The sequence below is a fragment of the Streptomyces zaomyceticus genome, assembly GCF_014656215.1.
In the GTDB taxonomy this organism is placed as follows: domain Bacteria; phylum Actinomycetota; class Actinomycetes; order Streptomycetales; family Streptomycetaceae; genus Streptomyces; species Streptomyces zaomyceticus.
Genome location: NZ_BNBZ01000001.1, coordinates 1 through 19,722, shown reverse-complemented (window position 1 = coordinate 19,722; position 19,722 = coordinate 1). Strand labels below are relative to the sequence as shown.

General features: G+C 73.2%; 19 protein-coding genes and 1 riboswitch. Of the genes, 8 read left to right on the top strand and 11 right to left on the bottom strand.

The window, feature by feature from the left end; all coding sequences use genetic code 11:
* Positions 1-118 precede the first annotated feature (118 nt).
* The 7 genes from IE311_RS00095 to IE311_RS00065 all read right to left on the bottom strand — a co-directional run bounded on the left by IE311_RS00095 (position 119) and on the right by IE311_RS00065 (position 8,136).
* Positions 119-520, bottom strand: a complete 402-nt coding sequence (locus tag IE311_RS00095) for an aggregation-promoting factor C-terminal-like domain-containing protein (RefSeq protein ID WP_189829410.1) — start codon at positions 518-520, stop codon at positions 119-121.
* Positions 521-805: 285 nt separating this feature from the next.
* Complete coding sequence (locus tag IE311_RS00090; protein WP_189829409.1) at positions 806-1,678, bottom strand: ECF transporter S component; 873 nt, start codon at positions 1,676-1,678, stop codon at positions 806-808.
* On the bottom strand, positions 1,675-3,498 hold the full coding sequence (locus IE311_RS00085; RefSeq protein WP_189829408.1) for an ABC transporter ATP-binding protein: 1,824 nt from the start codon (positions 3,496-3,498) through the stop codon (positions 1,675-1,677). Before IE311_RS00085 ends, IE311_RS00090 begins: the two co-directional genes overlap by 4 nt.
* Positions 3,495-4,598: an energy-coupling factor transporter transmembrane component T gene (locus IE311_RS00080; RefSeq protein ID WP_229901642.1), complete on the bottom strand. Its 1,104-nt coding sequence runs from the start codon at positions 4,596-4,598 to the stop codon at positions 3,495-3,497. Before IE311_RS00080 ends, IE311_RS00085 begins: the two co-directional genes overlap by 4 nt.
* 228 nt (positions 4,599-4,826) lie before the next feature.
* Positions 4,827-5,489: an SCO2322 family protein gene (locus tag IE311_RS00075; protein ID WP_229901641.1), complete on the bottom strand. Its 663-nt coding sequence runs from the start codon at positions 5,487-5,489 to the stop codon at positions 4,827-4,829.
* Between the two features lie 8 nt (positions 5,490-5,497).
* Positions 5,498-6,748, bottom strand: coding sequence for a prenyltransferase/squalene oxidase repeat-containing protein (locus IE311_RS00070; RefSeq protein WP_189829405.1), 1,251 nt, complete (start codon positions 6,746-6,748; stop codon positions 5,498-5,500).
* Positions 6,749-6,805: 57 nt separating this feature from the next.
* A riboswitch (cobalamin riboswitch) is annotated at positions 6,806-6,957 on the bottom strand.
* A gap of 129 nt (positions 6,958-7,086) precedes the next feature.
* Entirely contained in the window at positions 7,087-8,136 is a 1,050-nt protein-coding gene (locus IE311_RS00065; RefSeq protein ID WP_189829404.1) for an MBL fold metallo-hydrolase, read from the bottom strand.
* Positions 8,137-8,294: 158 nt separating this feature from the next.
* On the opposite strand from IE311_RS00065, the gene IE311_RS00060 reads away from it, so the two are divergent.
* The 4 genes from IE311_RS00060 (at position 8,295) to IE311_RS00045 (ending at position 11,338) form a co-directional block, all read left to right on the top strand.
* Positions 8,295-9,758, top strand: coding sequence for an aldehyde dehydrogenase (locus IE311_RS00060; protein ID WP_189829403.1), 1,464 nt, complete (start codon positions 8,295-8,297; stop codon positions 9,756-9,758).
* Complete coding sequence (locus tag IE311_RS00055; protein WP_189829900.1) at positions 9,758-9,991, top strand: ferredoxin; 234 nt, start codon at positions 9,758-9,760, stop codon at positions 9,989-9,991. Before IE311_RS00060 ends, IE311_RS00055 begins: the two co-directional genes overlap by 1 nt.
* Positions 9,992-10,111: 120 nt before the next feature.
* Positions 10,112-10,693, top strand: a complete 582-nt coding sequence (locus IE311_RS00050) for a hypothetical protein (protein ID WP_189829402.1) — start codon at positions 10,112-10,114, stop codon at positions 10,691-10,693.
* 99 nt (positions 10,694-10,792) lie between these two features.
* Positions 10,793-11,338 (top strand): hypothetical protein, encoded by a 546-nt coding sequence (locus IE311_RS00045; protein ID WP_189829401.1) that lies wholly within the window; start codon positions 10,793-10,795, stop codon positions 11,336-11,338.
* Positions 11,339-11,397: 59 nt separating this feature from the next.
* Here IE311_RS00045 and IE311_RS00040 read toward each other — a convergent pair whose 3' ends face one another.
* A complete protein-coding gene (locus IE311_RS00040) occupies positions 11,398-12,027 on the bottom strand; it encodes a TetR family transcriptional regulator (protein WP_189829400.1) in 630 nt (209 codons plus the stop codon).
* Between the two features lie 228 nt (positions 12,028-12,255).
* Here IE311_RS00040 and IE311_RS00035 point away from each other — a divergent pair, with 228 nt between their 5' ends.
* The 4 genes from IE311_RS00035 to IE311_RS00020 all read left to right on the top strand — a co-directional run bounded on the left by IE311_RS00035 (position 12,256) and on the right by IE311_RS00020 (position 16,311).
* Positions 12,256-13,590 (top strand): glycosyltransferase family 4 protein, encoded by a 1,335-nt coding sequence (locus IE311_RS00035; RefSeq protein ID WP_189829399.1) that lies wholly within the window; start codon positions 12,256-12,258, stop codon positions 13,588-13,590.
* A gap of 172 nt (positions 13,591-13,762) precedes the next feature.
* Positions 13,763-14,497 carry a class I SAM-dependent methyltransferase gene (locus tag IE311_RS00030; RefSeq protein ID WP_189829398.1) on the top strand — a complete coding sequence of 245 codons (735 nt, stop codon included), beginning with the start codon at positions 13,763-13,765 and terminating at the stop codon, positions 14,495-14,497.
* Entirely contained in the window at positions 14,494-15,585 is a 1,092-nt protein-coding gene (locus IE311_RS00025; protein ID WP_189829397.1) for a prenyltransferase, read from the top strand. The genes IE311_RS00030 and IE311_RS00025 overlap by 4 nt, the downstream gene beginning before the upstream one ends.
* 177 nt (positions 15,586-15,762) lie before the next feature.
* Positions 15,763-16,311: a hypothetical protein gene (locus IE311_RS00020; protein WP_189829396.1), complete on the top strand. Its 549-nt coding sequence runs from the start codon at positions 15,763-15,765 to the stop codon at positions 16,309-16,311.
* Between the two features lie 16 nt (positions 16,312-16,327).
* Here the strand turns inward: IE311_RS00020 and IE311_RS00015 are convergent, their stop codons facing one another.
* The 3 genes from IE311_RS00015 to IE311_RS00005 all read right to left on the bottom strand — a co-directional run bounded on the left by IE311_RS00015 (position 16,328) and on the right by IE311_RS00005 (position 19,374).
* The gene (locus IE311_RS00015; RefSeq protein ID WP_189829395.1) at positions 16,328-17,338 is read right to left on the bottom strand and encodes an LLM class F420-dependent oxidoreductase; all 1,011 of its coding nucleotides are present in this window, start codon (positions 17,336-17,338) and stop codon (positions 16,328-16,330) included.
* Positions 17,339-17,465: 127 nt separating this feature from the next.
* On the bottom strand, positions 17,466-18,329 hold the full coding sequence (locus tag IE311_RS00010; protein WP_189829394.1) for a DUF5336 domain-containing protein: 864 nt from the start codon (positions 18,327-18,329) through the stop codon (positions 17,466-17,468).
* A gap of 109 nt (positions 18,330-18,438) precedes the next feature.
* Complete coding sequence (locus IE311_RS00005) at positions 18,439-19,374, bottom strand: N-acetylmuramoyl-L-alanine amidase (protein ID WP_189829393.1); 936 nt, start codon at positions 19,372-19,374, stop codon at positions 18,439-18,441.
* Positions 19,375-19,722: the final 348 nt, after the last annotated feature.

Sequence of the window (19,722 nt, the reverse complement as noted above, 5' to 3'; positions counted from 1 at the left end):
CCGCCCGGGCCCGGCGGGCCGGAAAACGCCGCAGGCCCCGCCCTCAAAACGCCGCAGGCCCCGCCCTCCCTGACGGGAGGCGGGGCCTTGCGGGTGTGCGCTGGTGCGGCGGTGACTCTTAGTACCAGCCGTTGGCCTGCCAGAACGCCCAGGCGGCGTTCGGGGAGCCGTAGCGCTCGTTCATGTAGTCGAGACCCCACTTGATCTGGGTGGCGGGGTTCGTCTTCCAGTCGGAACCGGCCGAGGACATCTTCGAGGCCGGGAGGGCCTGGACGAGACCGTAGGCGCCGCTGGAGGAGTTCGTCGCGGTGTGGTTCCAGTGCGACTCGTGCTCGACGATCTTGCTGAACGACGCGTACTGCGAGGCAGGCACGATCTTACGAGCAAGCTCCTGCGGGCTGGCGGCGGAAGCCGAGCCCGTCGTGCCGATGACCGCACCCGAGGCGGCGAGCAGGACAGCTGCGGTGCCGGCGAGGGTCTTCTTGCGGGCGGCGACACGAGTGGTGATCGAGCGGATCAAGATCTCTACCTAACTTCGGGAACAAGGGCTGCGTCAGGCGATTTCGGCAAGCCGGAACCAGAGCCCGGGGAACCCGGAATCTGGGGGAACCGGCCGTCCGAGGCGCTGTGGTGAGCACCGGCTGCCTGGCGACGTCCACCAGACAACCAGGGCCCGAACGCCGACGCAACGACCCCCTGTACGAGGAAGGTTCGGACCCGAGAGGAAGGTCCCGGGGGGTGGGTGTGGGAGGTTTCCGCAGGTCATGCACTGCTGTGGGCGGTTTGGGAGGGTACCGCCCGGCTACTATTCCGGCTCGTACGTGACGTAGGTCCTGTGGGGCGGCTCACCCGCGGAGGGCTTCTCGGGGGCCTCGAATGTGACCTGGGCCTCGAAATTCGCCCGTCGCGTGGCCCGCCGCAACGCCCTCAGGAGGGTTCCGCCGACGGTGAGGGTGAGAACCACGGTGAGAACCGCGCGCCCGAGGTCCCAGCCGAGGGAGGTGGCCGTGACATAGGCCAGGAACCGGACCAGGTTCTCGTCGAGAGGGGCGCCCGGCTGGAACGAGATCCCACTGCTCAGGCCCTGGAGCAGCACCCAGCCCTGCAGATTCATGATCGTGCCGTACGCGAACGCCGCCACGAACCCGTACGCCGAGAGCATCAGCAGCTCACCCCGGCCCCGCAGCCGGTTCGGCCCCGGGAGCAGCCCGGCCCCCATCGTGAACCAGCCCATCGACAGCATCTGGAACGGCATCCAGGGCCCCACACCACCCGTGAGCAGGGCCGACGCGAACATCGTCACCGCACCGAGCACGAAACCGAAGCCCGGCCCGAGGACCCGGCCGCTCAGCACCATCAGGAAGAACATCGGCTCCAGACCGGCCGTCCCCGCCCCCAACGGCCGCAGGGCCGCGCCCACGGCGGCGAGCACCCCCAGCATCGCCACCGCCTTCGCGTCCATCCCGCAGTCGGCGACGGTCGCCACGACCACCGCGACCAGGAGCGGCAGCAGCGCGGCGAACAGCCACGGGGCGTCCCCGGCGTGCGAGGTCACGGCGGAGCCGGCGTCCGCGAAGAGGGGCCAGCCGAAGGCGATCAACCCGATCAGGGAGACCAGGACGAGCGCGGTCACGGAACGCGGGCCCAGCCGGACCGGGCGGGAGCTCACCGTCCTCACAGCGCCTCCTCCACCTGCTCGACCGTGAGCCAGGGCTGCGGCGCGAGGATCTTCGCCACCTGCGGCGAGAACGCGGGGGAGGAGACGACCACCTCGGCCGTCGGACCGTCGGCCACCACCTCGCCGTCCGCGATGATCACCACCCGGTGCGCCAGCTCCGCCGCCAGCTCCACGTCGTGCGTGGCGAGCACGATCGCGTGCCCGTCCGCGGCGAGGGCCCGGAGATGGGCGACCAGGCGGGCCTTCGCCGCGTAGTCCAGGCCGCGGGTCGGCTCGTCGAGCAGGAGCAGCGGCGGGCGGCCGGTCAGGACCACGGCGAGCGCGAGCGCCAGCCGCTGCCCCTCGGAGAGGTCCCGGGGATGAATGCCGTCCGCCACGCCCGGCAGCAGCTCGGACACCAGCGCCCGGCAGGTTCCGGGCTCCGCACCCGCGTCCGCGTCCGCCGCCGCGCATTCGGCGGCGACGGTGTCCGCGTACAGCAGGTCGCGCGGCTCCTGCGGGACCAGGCCGACCTGGCGGATCAGCTCGCGCGGAGGGGTGGTGTGCGGGGTGCGGCCCGCGACCCGGACGGTGCCGGAGGTCGGGGCGATCATGCCGACGAGGGTGGAGAGGAGAGTGGACTTGCCGGCGCCGTTGCGGCCCATGAGGGCGATGGTCTCGCCCGGGGTGACGGTCAGGTCGATGCGGCGGAGGGCTTCGACGCGGCCACGGCGGACGCCGAGGGCGTCGACGAGGGCGAGGGGGGTGGGTGCGGGTGCGGGCTCGACGCGGCGCCGCTTGAAGAGGCCGAGTCCCCCACCCCGCCCCTTCCCGAATCCGGGGGCTCTGCCCCCGGACCCCGGCACCTCGATCGCCGGCGGGGCCGAATCCTCCGCCTGCGCGGAAAACCGGCCCGCCGGGCGAGGACGCAGCCCGTCCGGCGTGCGAGGGCCGGGGTCCGGGGCAGAACCCCGGTGACGGGAAGGGGCGGCGTGGGGAAGAAGCCCCGCCGGCGCCCCGGGCAGCAGCCCCTCCAGCCGCGCCTTCAGCTCACCCGCCCGCCGCCGCGCATCCCTCACGGAAAGGGGCAGCGGGGTCCACCCCGCCAGCCTCCCCAGCCCCACCACCGGCGGATGCACCGGCGACATCGCCATGATCTCGGCGGGGGAACCCATCACCCCGTCCGGCAGCAGCAGCACCTGGTCCGCGTACTGCACCACCCGCTCCAGGCGGTGCTCCGCGAGCAGCACCGTCGTCCCCAGGTCGTGGACCAGCCGCTGGAGGACCGCGAGGACGTCCTCCGCCGCCGACGGGTCCAGCGCCGAGGTCGGCTCGTCGAGGACGAGGACCTTCGGGTGCGGGGTCAGGACGGAGCCGATCGCGACGCGCTGGCGCTGGCCGCCGGAGAGCGTGGCGATCGGACGGTCGCGGAGCTCCGCCAGGCCCAGCAGGTCGAGGGTCTCCTCGACCCGGCGCCGCATGACGCCCGGGGCCAGGCCCAGGGACTCCATCCCGTACGCCAGCTCGTCCTCGACCGTGTCGGTGACGAAGTGCGCGGACGGATCCTGCCCGACCGTGCCCACCAGGTCGGCGAGCTCGCGCGGCGGATGGGTGCGGGTGTCGCGGCCGTCGACCGTGACCCGGCCGGTCAGGGTGCCGCCCGTGAAGTGGGGGACGAGGCCGGAGACCGCGCCGAGGAGGGTCGACTTGCCGACGCCCGAGGGGCCGACCAGCAGCACCAGCTCGCCCTCGGGGACGGTGAGGTCCACCTCGCGCAGCGTGGGCTGGTGCTGCTCGTCGGCCCCCTCGTAGGTCACCGAGACGTTCTCGAAGCGGATCACGCGTTCTCCTTGGGAACGGGGGCCACGAACGCGGGCACCAGGCCCACCAGGATCGACAGGGCCGGCCACAGCGGGAGCTCCGGCATCTCCAGGGGGACGACCCCGGGATGCAGCGCCTCCGGCGCGTACGCGTTCGCCCAGATCATGAGGACCGCGACCGTCACTCCGGAGCCCGCGACCAGCCAGGACCGGATCCCCCACCGGTCCGGCCGGTACCGGGTGCGGACGGTCCGCCGCCCGCCGAGCCGCAGCCCGGCCATGGCGGCGAGGAGCCCGGCGCCGAGCAGCGGCAGTCCGTACCCCGCGCCCTCCGCCGCGAGCAGCCCGTACGAACCGGCGCAGATCCCGAGCAGACCGCCCAGGGTCAGCAGGTTCGTGGTGCGCCGCACGGCGGCCGGGACCTGCGCCGTCCGCCCGTACCCGCGGGCGTCCATCGAGGCCGCGACCGCGATCGACCGTTCGAGGGCGCCCTCCAGGACGGGCAGGCCGATCTGGAGCACCGCCCGCACCCCGCCCGTGGGGCGGCCGCGCAGGCGTCGGGCGGTCCGCAGCCGGACCACGTCCGCGACCATGTTCGGCGCGAAGGTCATCGCCACCACGACGGCGACCCCGGCCTCGTACAGCGCGCCCGGCAGCGACTTGAGCAGGCGTGCCGGGTTGGCCAGCGCGTTCGCCGCGCCGACGCAGATCAGCAGGGTCGCCAGCTTGAGGCCGTCGTACACCGCGAACACCAGTTGTTCGGCCGTCACCCGCCCCCCGATCCGTACCCCCTGCGCCCAGTCGGGCAGCGGCACCTCGGGCAGGGTGAACAGTTCGTGCGTGCCGGGGATGGGGGAGCCGAGCAGCAGCGAGAAGACGACCCGCAGGAAGACGACGAACAGGCCGAGCTTCACGAACGCGCCGTACGAACGGGCCCAGGGCGCGTCCGTACGGCGGGCCGCCACGACGTATCCGGCCACCCCGACGAGCAGACCGAGCAGGAGCGGGTTGGTGGTGCGGGAGGCGGCGACGGCCAGGCCGAGCGCCCACAGCCACCAGGCACCGGCGTGCAGGGCGTTGGCCCGGCTCGCCTCCGGGGCACGGAGAACTGCGGGTGGCATCAGCGGCATCCTGCGGGACTCGTCGAACGGGCCGTGCGGGGAGTACGGGGCGTACGGGGCGCACGAACAGCGCGAGCAGCACGGGCCGCACGAGTCGTGCGGGCCGCGCGAGCAGCACCGGCCGCACGAGCAGCACCGGCCGCACGAGTCGCGACGCCCGCTCGGGCGGAAGGGGTGGTCCTCGTGCGGCTGGTGCGCGTCGTACAAGAGGTACGGGTCATGCGGGGCTCATCCGCGACGGCGGGCCTTCCAGACCGCCGCACCGCCCAGGGCCAGGACGGCCGCCCCGCCGACGAGCACACCCAGGGACGGGCCCCCGCCGTTCTCGCCGGCCGAAGCCGACGCGGTGGGCGCCGCCGAGGCCGGGACCTTCTCCGCGACCTGCTCGCCGCAGCCCCGCGCCGGGTAGCCGGCGATCCCGCACAGCATGGCCGCGCTGTCGTACCGCAGCGGCTTCGCCACCGTGGCGAGCGCCTCCGCGCTCGTCGCGTCCTCGCGGACCTGTGCGCAGCCGACCTGGACCGGCTTCGCCGGCGGGGTGTCGCCGGGCGGCGCGTCCGCCGGGCCGCCGAAGTCGACGACGACCGCGACCCGCTTCGTGCCGTCCTTCTTCTCCACGCCTCCGCAGATCTTCGCGAAGTCGGGGGCGGCGGAGGGCAGCGAGGTGTCGTCCGTGCCGCTGCTGATCGCGAAGCGGAAGCCGATCGCGTCGCCTTCCGCGGGGCGCGCGGTCGCCGGTCCCTGGGTGGCGTACGCCCAGGGCTTTCCGCCGTCGCTCTCCCAGTACGACCAGTAGCGGTAGCCCGCGGCCTGCGCGGGGGCGGCCGCGACGGCGGTCAGGGTGAGCAGCGCCCCGGCCGCGGCGCCCGCGAGCCGGGCGCCGTTCCGCACCGCCGCGGTCACTTCTTGCGGCCGCTCACGAGGAAGCCGATGCCGACGCCGACCACCATGCCGATGCCGATGATCCACCACACGTCGAAGCCCGAGTCGTCGTCGTCACTCGTGGAGGAGGCCGAGGTGTCGGGGGTCTTGGGCGCGGGGCCGGTGGCGTTGAGCTGCTCGACCAGGTCCGCCGCGCCGAACTCGCGCGGGTCGGTGTCCGTCGCGCGGGCGGCCAGGATCAGCTGCGCGTACGCGGCCGGTCCGCTCTCCTTCGCCCAGGCGGCGGAGTTCTTCTCCAGCCAGTCCAGGGCGGGCTTCGCCTCCTTGGCGGCGCCGGACGCGGCGAGCGCGACGACGGCGTCGGCGGTGTTGCCGATGTCGGGCTGCTCGGTCGTGTCGGTGGCGCCCGGCATCGGGGGCAGGACCAGGTGGCCGGTCTTCGCGAGGGCCTTCGCGAGGTAGGACGCGCCGTTGAGCGCGGCGCGCTCGACCGTCGGCTTCGACAGGTCGGTGCAGGCCGGCGGCTGCTCGGGGGAGGCCTTGGTGGCGACGATGCTCTTGCCGAGCCCGGCGAGGGTGGCCGCGGCGGTGGCGTCGGCGTTCGCGAGGAGCGCCCCGGTCTTGTCCGGCTGGTACGCGAAGGCGCCCGCGCCGGCCTTGTCCGAGCAGGGCAGCGCGAAGGTGAGGAGCGCGTCGTAGGGCGTACGGCCCTCGGCGGAGGTGAACGAGCCGGGCTTCACGCCCGTCGCGGCGAGCGCGCCGACGACGACCGAGGTGGAGTTGGCGTCGCTGGCGCCGCCGGAGCTGTAGCCCCAGCCGCCGTCCTTGTTCTGGACGCCCCGCAGCCAGTCGGAGCCCGCCTTGACGGCCTTGTCGATCTTCTCGGGGGCGGTGGCCTGGCGGCGGACCGAGCCGAGGGCCTGCACGGCGAGGGCGGTGGCGTTGGTGTCCCGCATGGTCTTCGCGTCGCAGGGCTTCGTGGCGTCCGCGCGGTACGAGGCGAACGAGCCGTCCTCGCACTGCTGGCCGAGCAGCCAGTCCACGGACTGGTCGGCGGGCTGGTAGCCGGTGGCGCGCTGGGCGAGGAAGGCGAGCGACTGCCGCCAGACACCGTCGTACGTCGGGTCCTTCGTGCCGTACAGGCCGGGCGGGATCGTGACGGCCGACGGCGTCGGAGAGGGCGCGGCGGTGGCCGCTCCGGCTGCTCCGGTGCCGAGCAGGACGGTGGCGGCGGCGAGCGCGGCGGCGCCGCGGCGGACGGTGTTCATGGGGCCCTCTCCTGCGGCCGGGCACCGGCACGCCTCAGGGCACCAGGCTCGGCTCCGTATTCCTCGACGGTGCCGGCGGTCACGTCCCGGGCGGGGCAGTCCGACTCGCCGTTCCCGGGGGAACGGCTCACGGTTGCGGGGTCAGCGCCGGATTCGCACCGGCTTTCCCCCGTACGGGCATGATGACGACCGGCTCAGTCTACCGGCCCGTAGGCCCTCCGCCCGGTGGGTGCGAGGCGCCTCACACCGGGGCCGGAGGCCGCCCCACGTGCGGCCGGGGAGGCCCTCGGCCCGCGCTTCGCCGGCCGTCCGAGGCCCCGGACTTCGCGGGCCCGGCCTCAGACGGCCACGAACTCCACCGGGTCCGTGCCGGGGACCGCCTCCGCGCGCCCCAGCTTCACCAGGCGGCGGACATGGGCCTCGGCCTCGCTGACGGCGATGTTCCGGGAGCCGTAGGGGATCTGTTCCCAGGGGCGGTTCCACTCCATCCGCTCGGCGAGCTGCCAGGGGGTGAGCGGGGTGGCGAGGAGCCCGAGGAGTCCGGTGAGCCGGTCCTCGTGGTGGTCGAGGAGTTCGCGGACCCGCCCGGCGGAGTCGGTGAAGGCGTGCTGGTGGGCGGGGAGGACCTCGGCGACGCCGAGACGGCCGATGCGTTCGAGGGAGTCGAGGTAGTCGCCGAGGGGGTCGGTCTCGATGGCATCGTCGGGGTCCTCGTACAGCCCGATGTGCGGCGAGATTCCGGGCAGCAGATGGTCACCGGAGAAGAGCCGGCCGTGGCCGGGCAGCCGGGAGGGGTGTTCCTCCTCCAGATGGAGGCAGACGTGGCCGGGGGTGTGGCCGGGGGTCCAGATCGCCCGGAGCCGCCGTCCGGCGAGGTCGAGGAGTTCACCGGGGACGATCTCCCGGTCGGGGAGGGCGGAGCGCAGCCCGGGGAGGGTACGCATCCGGCCCGAGGTGCGCGCGGCCCGCAGCGGGGCGAGGTGGTCCTCGGGGGCGCCGGCGGCGGCGAGCTTGCGGGCGAGGTATTCGAGCCAGGTGCCGGGGTCGGCCTCGCGGGTGCGGCGGACGACGGCTGTGTCGGCGGCGTGCATGGCGATCCAGGCCCCGGACTCCTCGCGGACCCTGCCGGAGAGGCCGTGGTGGTCGGGATGGTGGTGGGTGATGACGACCCCGTGGATCTCGCGCACGGAGAGTCCCAGCGCGTCGAGTCCACCGGTGAGTTCGGTCCAGGAGGCGGGGTCGTCCCATCCGGTGTCGACGAGGACCGGGCCGCGGTCGGTGTCGAGGACGTGGACCAGGGTGTGGCCGAGGGGGTTGTCGGGGATGGGCACCCGGAGCGACCAGACGCCTCCGCCGTGCTCGGTCACCTGGGGCAGGGGTCCTTGCATGGATCCTCATCTCTCCACGGCGGTACGGAAGACGTCCACGAGGGCGCGGAAGTCCTCCGCGGCGGTACGGAGTGTGCTCGACCGTTGCCCATCATAACTAGAACTGGTATCAGTTCTGAAACATCGTCAGGAAAATCCCCTTCCAGAAGGCGGCGGTCATGACCGAGCTTGTGGAGCACGGAAAGCTGTTCATCGGCGGAGAGTTGACCGACCCGCTCGGTGAGGAGGTCATCGATGTCGTCTCGCCGCACACCGAGGAGGTCATCGGGCGCGTCCCGCACGCCTCCAGGGCCGATGTCGACCGGGCCGTGGCCGCCGCCCGGCGGGCGTTCGACGAGGGGCCCTGGCCCCGGATGTCGGTGGAGGAGCGGATCGTCGTCGTCAGCCGTATCAAGGACGCGATCGCCGTCCGCCACGAGGAGATCGCCCGCTCCATCAGCGCGCAGAACGGCTCCCCGTACTCCTGGTCCGTCCTCGCCCAGGCGCTCGGCGCGATGATGGTGTGGGACGCGGCGATCACCGTCGCCCGGGACTTCACGTACGAGGAGCGGCGCGGCGGGATTCTCGGGCCGCTGCTCGTCCGGCGGGAACCGGTGGGGGTGGTCGCGGCCGTCATTCCGTGGAACGTGCCGCAGTTCACCGCCGCCGCCAAGCTGGGGCCCGCGCTGCTCGCCGGCTGCACCGTGGTCCTCAAGCCGTCGCCGGAGTCGCCCCTCGACTCGTACATCCTGGCCGACATCGCCACCGAGGCCGGGCTGCCCGAGGGGGTGCTCAGCATCCTGCCCGCCGACCGTGAGGTCAGCGAGTACCTCGTCGGCCACCCCGGGGTCGACAAGGTCTCCTTCACCGGTTCGGTCGCCGCCGGCCGGCGGGTCATGGAGGTCGCCTCCCGCAACCTCACCCGCGTCACCCTCGAACTCGGCGGGAAGTCGGCCGCCGTGATCCTGCCCGACGCCGATACGGCGACCGCCGTCGCCGGGATCGTGCCGGCCGCCTGGATGAACAACGGGCAGGCGTGTGTGGCGCAGACCCGGATCCTCGTCCCCCGCGCCCGCTACGAGGAGACCGCCGAGGCCTTCGCCGCCGCGGCCGGCGCGCTCGTCGTCGGCGACCCGCTCGATCCGGCCACCCAGGTCGGCCCGCTCGTCGCCCGCCGTCAGCAGCAGCGCTCCCTCGACTACATCCGGATCGGGCAGGAGGAGGGTGCCAAGGTCCTGGCCGGAGGCGGGCGTCCGGCCGGTCTCGACCGCGGCTGGTACGTCGAGCCGACGCTGTTCGGGGAGGTCGACAACTCCATGCGGATCGCCCGCGAGGAGATCTTCGGCCCGGTGATCTGTCTCCTGCCGTACGGGGACGAGGCCGAGGCCCTGCGGCTCGCCAACGACTCCGACTTCGGGCTCAGCGGCAGTGTCTGGACCGCGGACGTGGAGCACGGCATCGAGTTCGCCCGGGGCGTGCGCACCGGCACCTTCAACGTCAACACCTTCAGCCTGGACATGCTGGGCCCCTTCGGCGGCTACAAGAACTCCGGTCTGGGGCGGGAGTTCGGACCCGAGGGCTTCGGCGAGTACCTGGAGCACAAGATGATCCACCTGCCGGCCGGTTACGACGGCGGCGCGTGATGGGGGACCGCTGGAACGTCGAGGTCGACCGGAGCGTCTGCATCGGCTCCGGCATGTGCGTCGACCACGCCCCGGACGGCTTCCGTCTCGACAGCGCCCGTCAGTCCCACGCGCGGGAACCGGAGTCGGACGCGGGCGAGAGACTGCTCGCGGCGGCGGAGGGCTGCCCGGTGGAGGCCATCATGATCACCCTCGCGGACGGCGGGGAGCCGGTCTTCCCGCCGGAGGAGTAGCCGGGCCGGTGGCCCCGCGGTGGCCCCGCCCGCGCCGCCGGAACCGCCGCGACCTGCGCGTACCGCGTGTGTGAGACTCCCTCGGCACACGTACGTACGCGCAGGGAGCGGGGCAGAGGCATGCGGGGTCGGGACAGCCGGTGGGCGAAGGTCGCGGGAGCGGCGGCGGTGGTGCTCCTCGGGGCGGGGTGCGGGACCGGGAGCGGGGGAGGGGACTCGGCCTTCGGCCGCGAGGCGGCGCACGCCGAGATCGTCGCCGCCGTCGAGAAGGCGGGTCTGCCGAAGTCCGACCTGCCGGGGATCGGCGGGCCGACCCCCACGGATTCCACGCCGGCGCCCACGCCGTCCACCGAGCGGGAGCGGCTGCAGGAGCGGGCCGTCGCGTGCAGCGCCTCGTGGCAGTACCTCGGCCCTCCCGTCGACGGGTCGCGCCCCGGCGTCGAGAAGGCGGTCGCCGCCCTCGTCGGCGAGGACTGGGTCCAGGGCGAGCGCCAGGTGGAGAAGCTCGACGAGAAGGGCGGCACCATGCTCCAGATCACGCTCAGGAAGCGGGGCTGGGTGCTGTACGCCCGGCACACCGGCGCGCAGCAGGGGCTGGGCATGGAGATGATCGCCCTGCACGCGACGGAGACCGCGTGCATGAACCGGTTCACCGAGCAGGAGCAGAAGGTCCTGTTCGGGGAGGACACCGAACAGGGCTGACGGGAGGTGTCCTTGCGGACGCCGTCCGTTTCCACGTGCAAAACTAGGCCGCTGGAAACGGGGGCAAGGGGCCGCCGTGCATGCGTATTCGGGAGTGTTGTGCGCAAGCTGACGTGGGTGGCCGCGGCCGCCGGTGTGGTGCTGCTGGTCGCCGGCTGCGGAAGCGAGGGCGGCGGTGCGGACAAGGGCGGTTCGTCCTCCGGTGGTTCGTCCTCGGCCGGTGCGGACTCTGCGGGTGGCTCCGGCGGTTCGGGCGGCGAGCGGCTGACCGGGGCCGCGGTCACCGAGGAGCTCACCGCCGCGGCGACCGGGGCCGGCTTCGCGCAGGACGCCTCGGGCGAGCAGATCCCGGCCGAGGCCAAGGACTGCATGGTCAGCTGGACGGCCGACGCCGAGAAGGCGAAGGACCCGGCGAAGTCCTACACGGACACGGTCGCGACCCTGACGAAGGGCGGCTGGAACGAGGAGCGGAAGACCGAGCAGGGCGGCTCGGTCATCAAGTCCCTGAAGAAGAGCGGCTGGCAGCTCCAGGCCAGCAACCACTCCGCCGGCCCGCTGAAGCTGGTGATGTTCGTGGCCGTCGACAGCAGCCCGCAGTGCGCGGCGGCGCTCGCGGCGGCCAACAAGGCCACGCCCTCGTCCTGACCGGCCGGCATCACACGTGCCCCCGGCACGTCGGCCGCCGGGGGTGCGGGTGCGTCCCGTCAGCGACGGGTCGCACCCTCCGGCGACGTCAGGTCGATCAGCCGGCAGACGGTCTCGATGTCGATCTTCACCTGTGCGATCGAGGCGCGCCCCGACAGCCAGGTGATCAGCGCCGAGTGCCAGGTGTGCTCGATCACCCGGACCGCCGAGAGCTGCTGCGGGGTCGGGTGGTCGGTGCCCATCGCGTCCAGGATGATCGCCGTCGTCAGCCGCGAGACCGTGTCGACCTCGGGGCTCACCCCGCGGTCCGCGAAGGTCAGTGCCCGCACCATCGCGTCGGCGAGCTGCGGTTCGCGCTGGAGCGCGCGGAAGGCCCGCATCAGGGTCTCCGCGACCCGCTCCGCCGGGTCGGCGCCCGCGGGCGGCCGCTTCCGCAGGGTGGTGTGCATGTGCTGGAGCTGGTCCTGCATGGTCGCGACCAGCAGATGGATCTTGGAGGGGAAGTAGCGGTACAGCGTCCCCAGTGCCACCCCGGCCGCCTCGGCCACCTCCCGCATCTGCACGGCGTCGAAGCCGCCCCGCGCCGCGAGCTGGGCGCTGGCGTTCAGGATGCGGCGGCGCCGCGCCTCCTGGCGCTCCGTGAGGGGCGGCGACGCGGGTCTGTGGTCCGCTCTGATGTCTGCGGTCATGAGGTCCCGTTCCGTGCGGTGGGGAGCGACAGTATGGCGGTGCGGGCGCCGTGGCGCGAATCACCTGTTCCGGCTCTCACCACGGAGCTACCTGCCGGTAGATTCTGTCCTCCTTGAAGGATCAAGAAGTTCAAGCCAGAAGATCAAGAACGATCAAGTCTGTAACTTGTTCTAGATTAGCGCGAGCGGTTACGCTCCGGCGAAACGCACGCTCGAAGGGGGTCGCGCATGACCGCTGAGGCCATAGAGGCAAGCCCCCGACAGGGCGTCACCGCAGCCGGTGACCGTCCGTTGCGGATCGCTCTCCTCACGTACAAGGGAAACCCCTTCTGCGGCGGTCAGGGCGTCTACGTCCGGCACCTCTCCCGCGAACTCGCCCGCCTCGGCCACAGCGTCGAGGTCATCGGCTCCCAGCCGTACCCCGTCCTCGACGAGGGGGAGGACCTGGCCGGGCTCACGCTCACCGAGCTCGCCAGCCTCGACCTCTACCGCTCGCCGGATCCCTTCCGGACGCCGAAGCGCGACGAGTACCGCGACTGGATCGACGCCCTCGAGGTCGCCACCATGTGGACCGGCGGCTTCCCCGAGCCGCTCACCTTCTCCCTGCGGGCCCGGCGCACGCTCGCCGCCCGGCGCGGGGACTTCGACGTCGTCCACGACAACCAGACCCTCGGGTACGGGCTCCTCGGCGGCCCGCGCGCCATCGGCGCCCCGCTCGTCACCACGATCCACCACCCCATCACCGTCGACCGGCAGCTCGAACTCGACGCCGCCGCCGACTGGAAGCGCCGCGCCTCCGTCCGCCGCTGGTACGCCTTCACCCGCATGCAGAAGCGCGTCGCCCGCCGGCTGCCGTCCGTGCTCACCGTCTCCGGGACCTCCCGGCGGGAGATCGTCGACCACCTCGGCGTCCGCGACGACCGCATCCGCGTCGTCCACATCGGCGCCGACACCGCCCTGTGGTCGCCCGACCCGTCCGTCGCCGAGGTCCCCGGCCGGATCGTCACCACCTCCAGCGCCGACGTCCCCCTCAAGGGCCTCATCCACCTGATCGAGGCGCTCGCCAAGCTCCGCACCGAGAACCCCGACGCGCACCTCGTCGTCGTCGGCAAGCGCGCCGAGGACGGACCGGTCGCCGCCGCCATCGAACGCTACGGCCTCGACGGCGCCGTCGAGTTCGTCAAGGGCATCAGCGACGCCGAGCTCGTCGACCTCGTGCGCTCCGCCCAGGTCTCCTGCGTGCCGTCGCTGTACGAGGGGTTCTCCCTGCCGGCCGCCGAGGCGATGGCCACGGGGACGGCGCTGGTCGCCACGACCGGGGGTGCGATTCCCGAGGTCGCCGGGGCCGACGGCGAGACGTGTCTCGCGGTGCCGCCGGGGGACGCGGGGGCGCTGGCCGCGGCGCTGGGTCGGGTACTGGCCGATGCCGAGCTGCGGGGCCGGCTCGGTGCGGCCGGGCGTGCGCGGGTCCTGGAGCGGTTCACCTGGGCGCGCGCCGCGCAGGGTACGGCCGAGCTGTATCGCGAGGCGGTCGCCCGTCAGGGAGCCGGAGCCCGCCGGTGACGCCTCGCCATCGTCGCCGGGTGCGGCCCGGCGGTGGGGCTGTGCCCACCCTCCCCCGAGTGCTCGGCTCCGCCCGGGCAGGGGGGACCCCCGTCGCCCCGCGGAACGCCTGCCCACCACCGGGCGGCGGTACCTGCCCGCAACCTTCCATCCCTCGCGAAAGCAGGATCTCGTGCTGACCGTCGACTTCACCCGCTTCCCGCTCGCCCCCGGCGACCGTGTGCTCGATCTGGGCTGTGGTGCGGGCCGGCACGCCTTCGAGTGTTACCGGCGGGGCGCCCAGGTCGTGGCGCTCGACCAGAACGCCGAGGAGATCCGCGAGGTCGCCAAGTGGTTCGCGGCCATGAAGGAGGCCGGGGAGGCCCCCGCGGGCGCGACCGCCACCGCGATGGAGGGCGACGCGCTCAACCTGCCCTTCCCCGACGAGTCCTTCGACGTCGTCATCATCTCCGAGGTCATGGAGCACATCCCGGACGACAAGGGTGTCCTCGCCGAGATGGTCCGCGTCCTCAAGCCGGGCGGCCGGATCGCGATCACCGTGCCCCGCTACGGCCCCGAGAAGATCTGCTGGACGCTCTCCGACGCGTACCACGAGGTCGAGGGCGGCCACATCCGCATCTACAAGGCCGACGAACTCCTCGGCAAGATCCGCCAGGCCGGCCTCAAGCCGTACGGCACCCACCACGCGCACGCGCTGCACTCGCCGTACTGGTGGCTGAAGTGCGCCTTCGGCGTCGACAACGACAAGGCGCTGCCGGTCCGCGCGTACCACAAGCTCCTGGTCTGGGACATCATGAAGAAGCCCGCCCTGACCCGGGTCGCCGAGCAGCTGCTCAACCCGGTCGTCGGCAAGAGCTTCGTGGCGTACGCGACCAAGCCCCATCTGCCCAAGGCCGACACCCAGTGACCTCTCCCGAGCGGATCGCCGAGCACCTCGTGCTGCCCGGTGTACTCACCGCCGAGCAGGCCGCCGAGACCGTCGCCGGGATACTCGCGGTGCAGCGCGAGGACGGCGCCCTGCCCTGGTTCCGCGGCCACCACCTCGACCCGTGGGACCACACCGAGGCCGCCATGGCCCTGGACGCGGCCGGTGAGCACGCCGCCGCGGCCCGCGCCTACGAGTGGCTCGCCCGGCACCAGAACGGTGACGGCTCCTGGTACGCGGCCTACCACGACGGCGAGCCCGACCGGGTCACCGACCGCAGCCTCGAGTCCAACTTCGTCGCGTACATAGCCGTCGGCGTCTGGCACCACTATCTGGCGACCGGCGACGACGTCTTCCTCGACCGGATGTGGCCCGTCGTCTACGCGGCCGTCGAGTTCGTCCTCGGGCTCCAGCAGCCGGGCGGCGAGATCGGCTGGAAGCGCGAGGCCGACGGCACCCCGGTGAACGACGCGCTGCTCACCGGCAGCTCCTCGATCCACCAGGCCCTCCGCTGTGCCCTCGCCATCGCCGAGGAGCGCGAGGAGCCGCAGCCCGACTGGGAGCTGGCGGCCGGAGCGCTCGGGCACGCGATCCGCCGGCACCCGGAGCGCTTCCTCGACAAGGCCCGCTACTCGATGGACTGGTACTACCCGGTCCTCGGCGGCGCGATCACCGGGCCCGAGGCGAAGACCCGTATCGAGGCGGACTGGGACACGTTCGTCGTGCCGGGTCTCGGTGTGCGGTGCGTGATCCCCAACCCCTGGGTCACCGGCGGAGAGAGCTGTGAACTCGCCCTCGCCCTCTGGGTGATGGGGGAGTCCGACCGGGCCCTGACGATCCTCCAGGACATCCAGCACCTGCGGGCCGGCAACGGCATGTACTGGACGGGGTACGTCTTCGAGGGCGAGACGGAGAGCGACAAGGCCATGTGGCCCGAGGAGCTGACCAGCTGGACGGCGGGTTCCCTGCTGCTCGCGGTGGCGGCCCTCGGCGGCGACGAGGCGACCGTGGCCGTCTTCGGCGGCGAGCGCCTCCCGACGGGCCTCGAACCGGACTGCTGCGGGGCCTGAGGACCGCCGCGGGGCCGGGGCGCGAGGGGTCCGGCCGCGGGGCCGGCCCCCGAGGGTCCGCTGCGGGCCCGAGGGCTCCCGGGGCGGGCCCGCGCCGTACCCGTACGGAGCCGCCCGGCTGGCGGGCGTACGGGGCCGGGGCGAGGCTGGCGCCACAAGCCCCAGGGAGGTCCTGTCGTGCCCAGAAGTCTTTCGCGCGGTGTCGTGGCGCTCTTGCTGTCCTGCACCCTGCTCATGACCACGGCCGCCTGCGGGGGTGACGACGGGCAGAGCGCGAGCGGCGCCGCGACCCCGACGGCTTCGGCGAGCTTCGAGCAGCAGAAGCTGGCGAAGACCCGGTTCGTGGCCAACGCGGGGCTGGCCGCGGGCGCCACGTACCAGTGGATCGTGAAGCCGTACCGCGCGGGCAGGTTCCAGAAGGGCGCGGACGGGCGGACCCTGGCCCTGGTGAAGGCGGGGCTCGCGGGCGCGTTCACGTACAACCGGCTCAAGGCGGCGCTGAACAACGCCAAGGGCGATCCGCTGCTGTCGAAGGCGGTCGTGCCGCTCGCGGCCGGGATCGAGTCGCTCAAGGACCTCGGGACGAAGCTCCGCAAGGGCGAGGCGGGCGCCGCGGACGTCGGCGCCTTCGAGGGCATCATCAACAGCGTCAAGGACGCGGGGAAGAGCGCCGGCGCCGAGGTCGTCGAGCAGGTGCCCAGCGCCTCCCAGCTCGGCGGCGGGTGACTCCGGGAGAGACGGCCTAGGTGTTGAGCTCCGCCAGCAGGCGGAGTGTGGCGGGGTCCGGTGAGGTGACGAGGAGGTCCGTCACCGGGCCCCGCCGCCAGGCGTCGAGCCGTTCGGCGATCCGCTTTCGGGGGCCGACGAGCGAGATCTCGTCCGCGAAGGCGTCCGGTACGGCCAGGACGGCCTCCTCGCGCCGCCCGGCGGCGAACAGCTCCTGGACGCGCCTCGCCTCCTTCTCGTACCCCATCCGCCCCATCAGGTCGGCGTGGAAGTTGCGGGCCGCGTGGCCCATGCCGCCGATGTAGAAGCCGAGCATCGCCTTGACCGGCAGCAGTCCGGCCGTCACGTCCTCGCAGAGGTGGGCGCGGACCATGGGGGCGACGAGGAAGCCCTCGGGGAGGCGTTCGGGGAGCGCGTACACCTCCGACCAGCGCTCGGGGGTCCAGTAGAGCGGCAGCCAGCCGTCGGCGATCGTGAGGGTCTGCGCGATGTTCTTCGGTCCCTCGGCGCCGAGGAGGATCGGGAGTCCGGCCCGGAGCGGGTGGGTGATCGGCTTGAGCGCCTTGCCGAGGCCGGTGCCGTCGGGACCGGTGTACGGGTGGGAGTGGTGGCGCCCTTCGAGGCGGACCGGGGCCTCGCGGCGCAGGACCTGGCGGACCACGTCCACGTACTCGCGGGTCGCGGTCAGCGGGGAGCGGGGGAAGGGGCGTCCGTACCAGCCCTCGACGACCTGCGGGCCCGACAGGCCGAGCCCGAGCAGCACCCGTCCGCCGGAGAGGTGGTCGAGGGTGAGCGCGTGCATCGCCGTGGTGGTGGGGGCGCGGGCGGCCATCTGCGCGACGGCGGTGCCCAGCCGGATCCTGCTGGTGTGGGCCGCGATCCAGGTGAGTGCGGTGAAGGCGTCGGATCCCCAGGCCTCGGCCGTCCACACGGAGTCGTAGCCGAGCCGCTCGGCCTCGCGGGCGAGGTCGAGATGGGCGGGGGAGGGGCCGCGGCCCCAGTAGCCGAGGGCGAGTCCGAGGCGCATGCCCGCATCCTTTCTGACGCTCCGTCAGGTAGTGCGATGCGGGGACTGTACGCCAACGGCCCCCCGCCCGGAAGGGATTCCGGGCGAGGGGCCGTCGAAGTGCCATCGTGCGGCGCGGCTTCGTCGATCAGCCGCGCTGGATGCTCGTGGTGTCCTGGAGGACACCGCGGCGGCCGTCCTGCGTCTGCGCGACCAGCGCGGCACCGCGCTGCTCGACCGCCAGGTACCAGGTACCCGGGGCGAGTTCGGCGATCGGCGCCTGCGAGCCGTCCTCCGCGTACAGCGGGCGGGCGACCGGAACCGCGAACCAGAACGGCGTGAAGTCCGAGGCCGGCTGACCCTGCGGGGCCTGGGCCTGCGGTCCGGGCTGCTGCGGGGCCTGCGGCTGCGGGGCGGCCGCCTGCGCGCCGAACGGCTGGCCCGCACCCTGCGAGGGGTCCTGCGGTCCGCCGTACTGCGGGTGCTGCTGCTGCGCGCCCGGGTAGCCGTAGCCGCCGGGGACGCCCTGCTGGCCGGGCTGACCGGGCTGCATGCCGTACGGCTGCGGGGTCTGCGGCTTGGGCGCGCCCATCAGCGGGGCCTTGAGGGCGGGAACCAGCGGACCGGCCACGGCGGCACCGGCCAGGACCAGGGAGGCGATCAGGCCGAGGATCAGGCCCGCGCCGGCGTTCGTCGCCTCGAAGATCCACATCAGCAGGGTCCACGCGGTGGCGATGGTGAACGCGGCACCGACCTGGCCGAGCTCCAGGCCGACCACCTTGCGCTGCTGCGGCAGGCCGCGGGAGACGACCACCAGGGCCGCACCGGCGATGCCGAGGAAGAAGGAGCCCCAGCCGAGGTACGAGACCTCCCAGGAGTTCACGGTGGGTACCTGGTCGCAGATGGCCGGCGCGCTGTCGCAGCCGGTGATGTCGAGGAACGAGGCGATGAACAGCACCACCGCTGCACCGATCAGCACGCCATCGCCTCGGGTGAGGGAGCGGATATTCACGTAAGAAGTCCTTCGTCGGGTCGTCGCGTCGGGGTGGCGCTCAAGTCATGGCACGGGGGATGGCACGGAGCTGCCCCATCGTACGGAGCGAATCTATCGCCCGCGGGTTCTACCCCTTGAGGTAGGTCGCGATGCCGTCCGCGATCCCCTGGGCGGCCTTCTGCCGCCACGTCGCCGACGTGAGCAGCTGCGCGTCCTTCGGATCACGCATATTGCCGCATTCGACGAAGACCTTGGGGACGGTTGAGAGATTGAGTCCGCCGAGATCGTCGCGGACGTCCAACCCCGTACCGGAACCCAGGTAGTTGGAAGGTTCCGTTCCGGTGGTGCGGGCGAAGTGGTCGGCGATGCCCTCGCCCAGCTCGCGCGAGGGGCCCACGATGTCCGCGGTGTCGGCGGATCCACCGCGCACGCGTGCGGGCAGGATCACATGGAATCCGCGGTTGCCGACGGCGGAGCCGTCCGCGTGGACGGACACCACGGCGTCGGCGGCGGCCGCGTTGCCGATCCCGGCCCGCTCGTCGATGCACGGACCCCACGGGCGGTCGGCGTCGTGGGTGAGGACCACCTTCGCGCCGCGCGCGGTGAGGAGGTCCCGGAGCCGGTGGGAGACGTCGAGGGTGAAGGAGGCCTCGGTGTATCCGGCGTTCGTCGAGGTGCCGGTGGTGTCGCACTCCTTGTGGTTGGTGCCGATATCGACCTTCTGGTTGATTTCCTTCGAATGGCGGAAATTGCCGGGGTTGTGGCCCGGGTCGATGACCACGGTCCGCCCGGCGAGGGACCTGCTGCCCGGGCTCGCCCCGCTCGCGTCGACGCTCCCGGTCGACCCGCCCGTCCCACCGGCCTCGGCGGACGGGGCGCCGGCGGAGGCGGACGGGGAGCGGGTCGGCCCCCCGTCGGAGGCGGACGGCGGGCTCGGCTGCTTCCCGCCCTCCTGCGGCGAGGCCTGCGAGGCGCCGCAGCCCGTGAGCGCGGCGCAGCAGCCCGTCGCGGCGAGGGCGAGGGCGAGGGTACGGCGGACGGTCTTCCGGTGGTCGTACGGCACCCCGCGACTTTAGGCCCTGTCCGGTCCGAAACGCGGCAGCGGGTACGTCGCAGGTTGGTCACCGGTTCGAGGATCGGTGGACGCGTGTGAGGAGACCGTGAAGGGTAGGTGCCTTGAGGCGACGGTGGGGTGTCACCGCGCATGGACCCACGAGGGGGAACCGTGGTGGGGGAAGAACCGAACGACGCACGTCCCGAGCCGTCCGACCGAACCGTCGGGGACGGCGGGTTAGACCGACACGCGCCCACGGCGCCGTGGGAGGCGCCTCCCGCGCCCGCCGCGGCGCCGCCCGCGCAGGGCTTCGGCCCGCCGCCAGGTGCGGCGGCGGCTGGAGCCGATCCCGGCGCC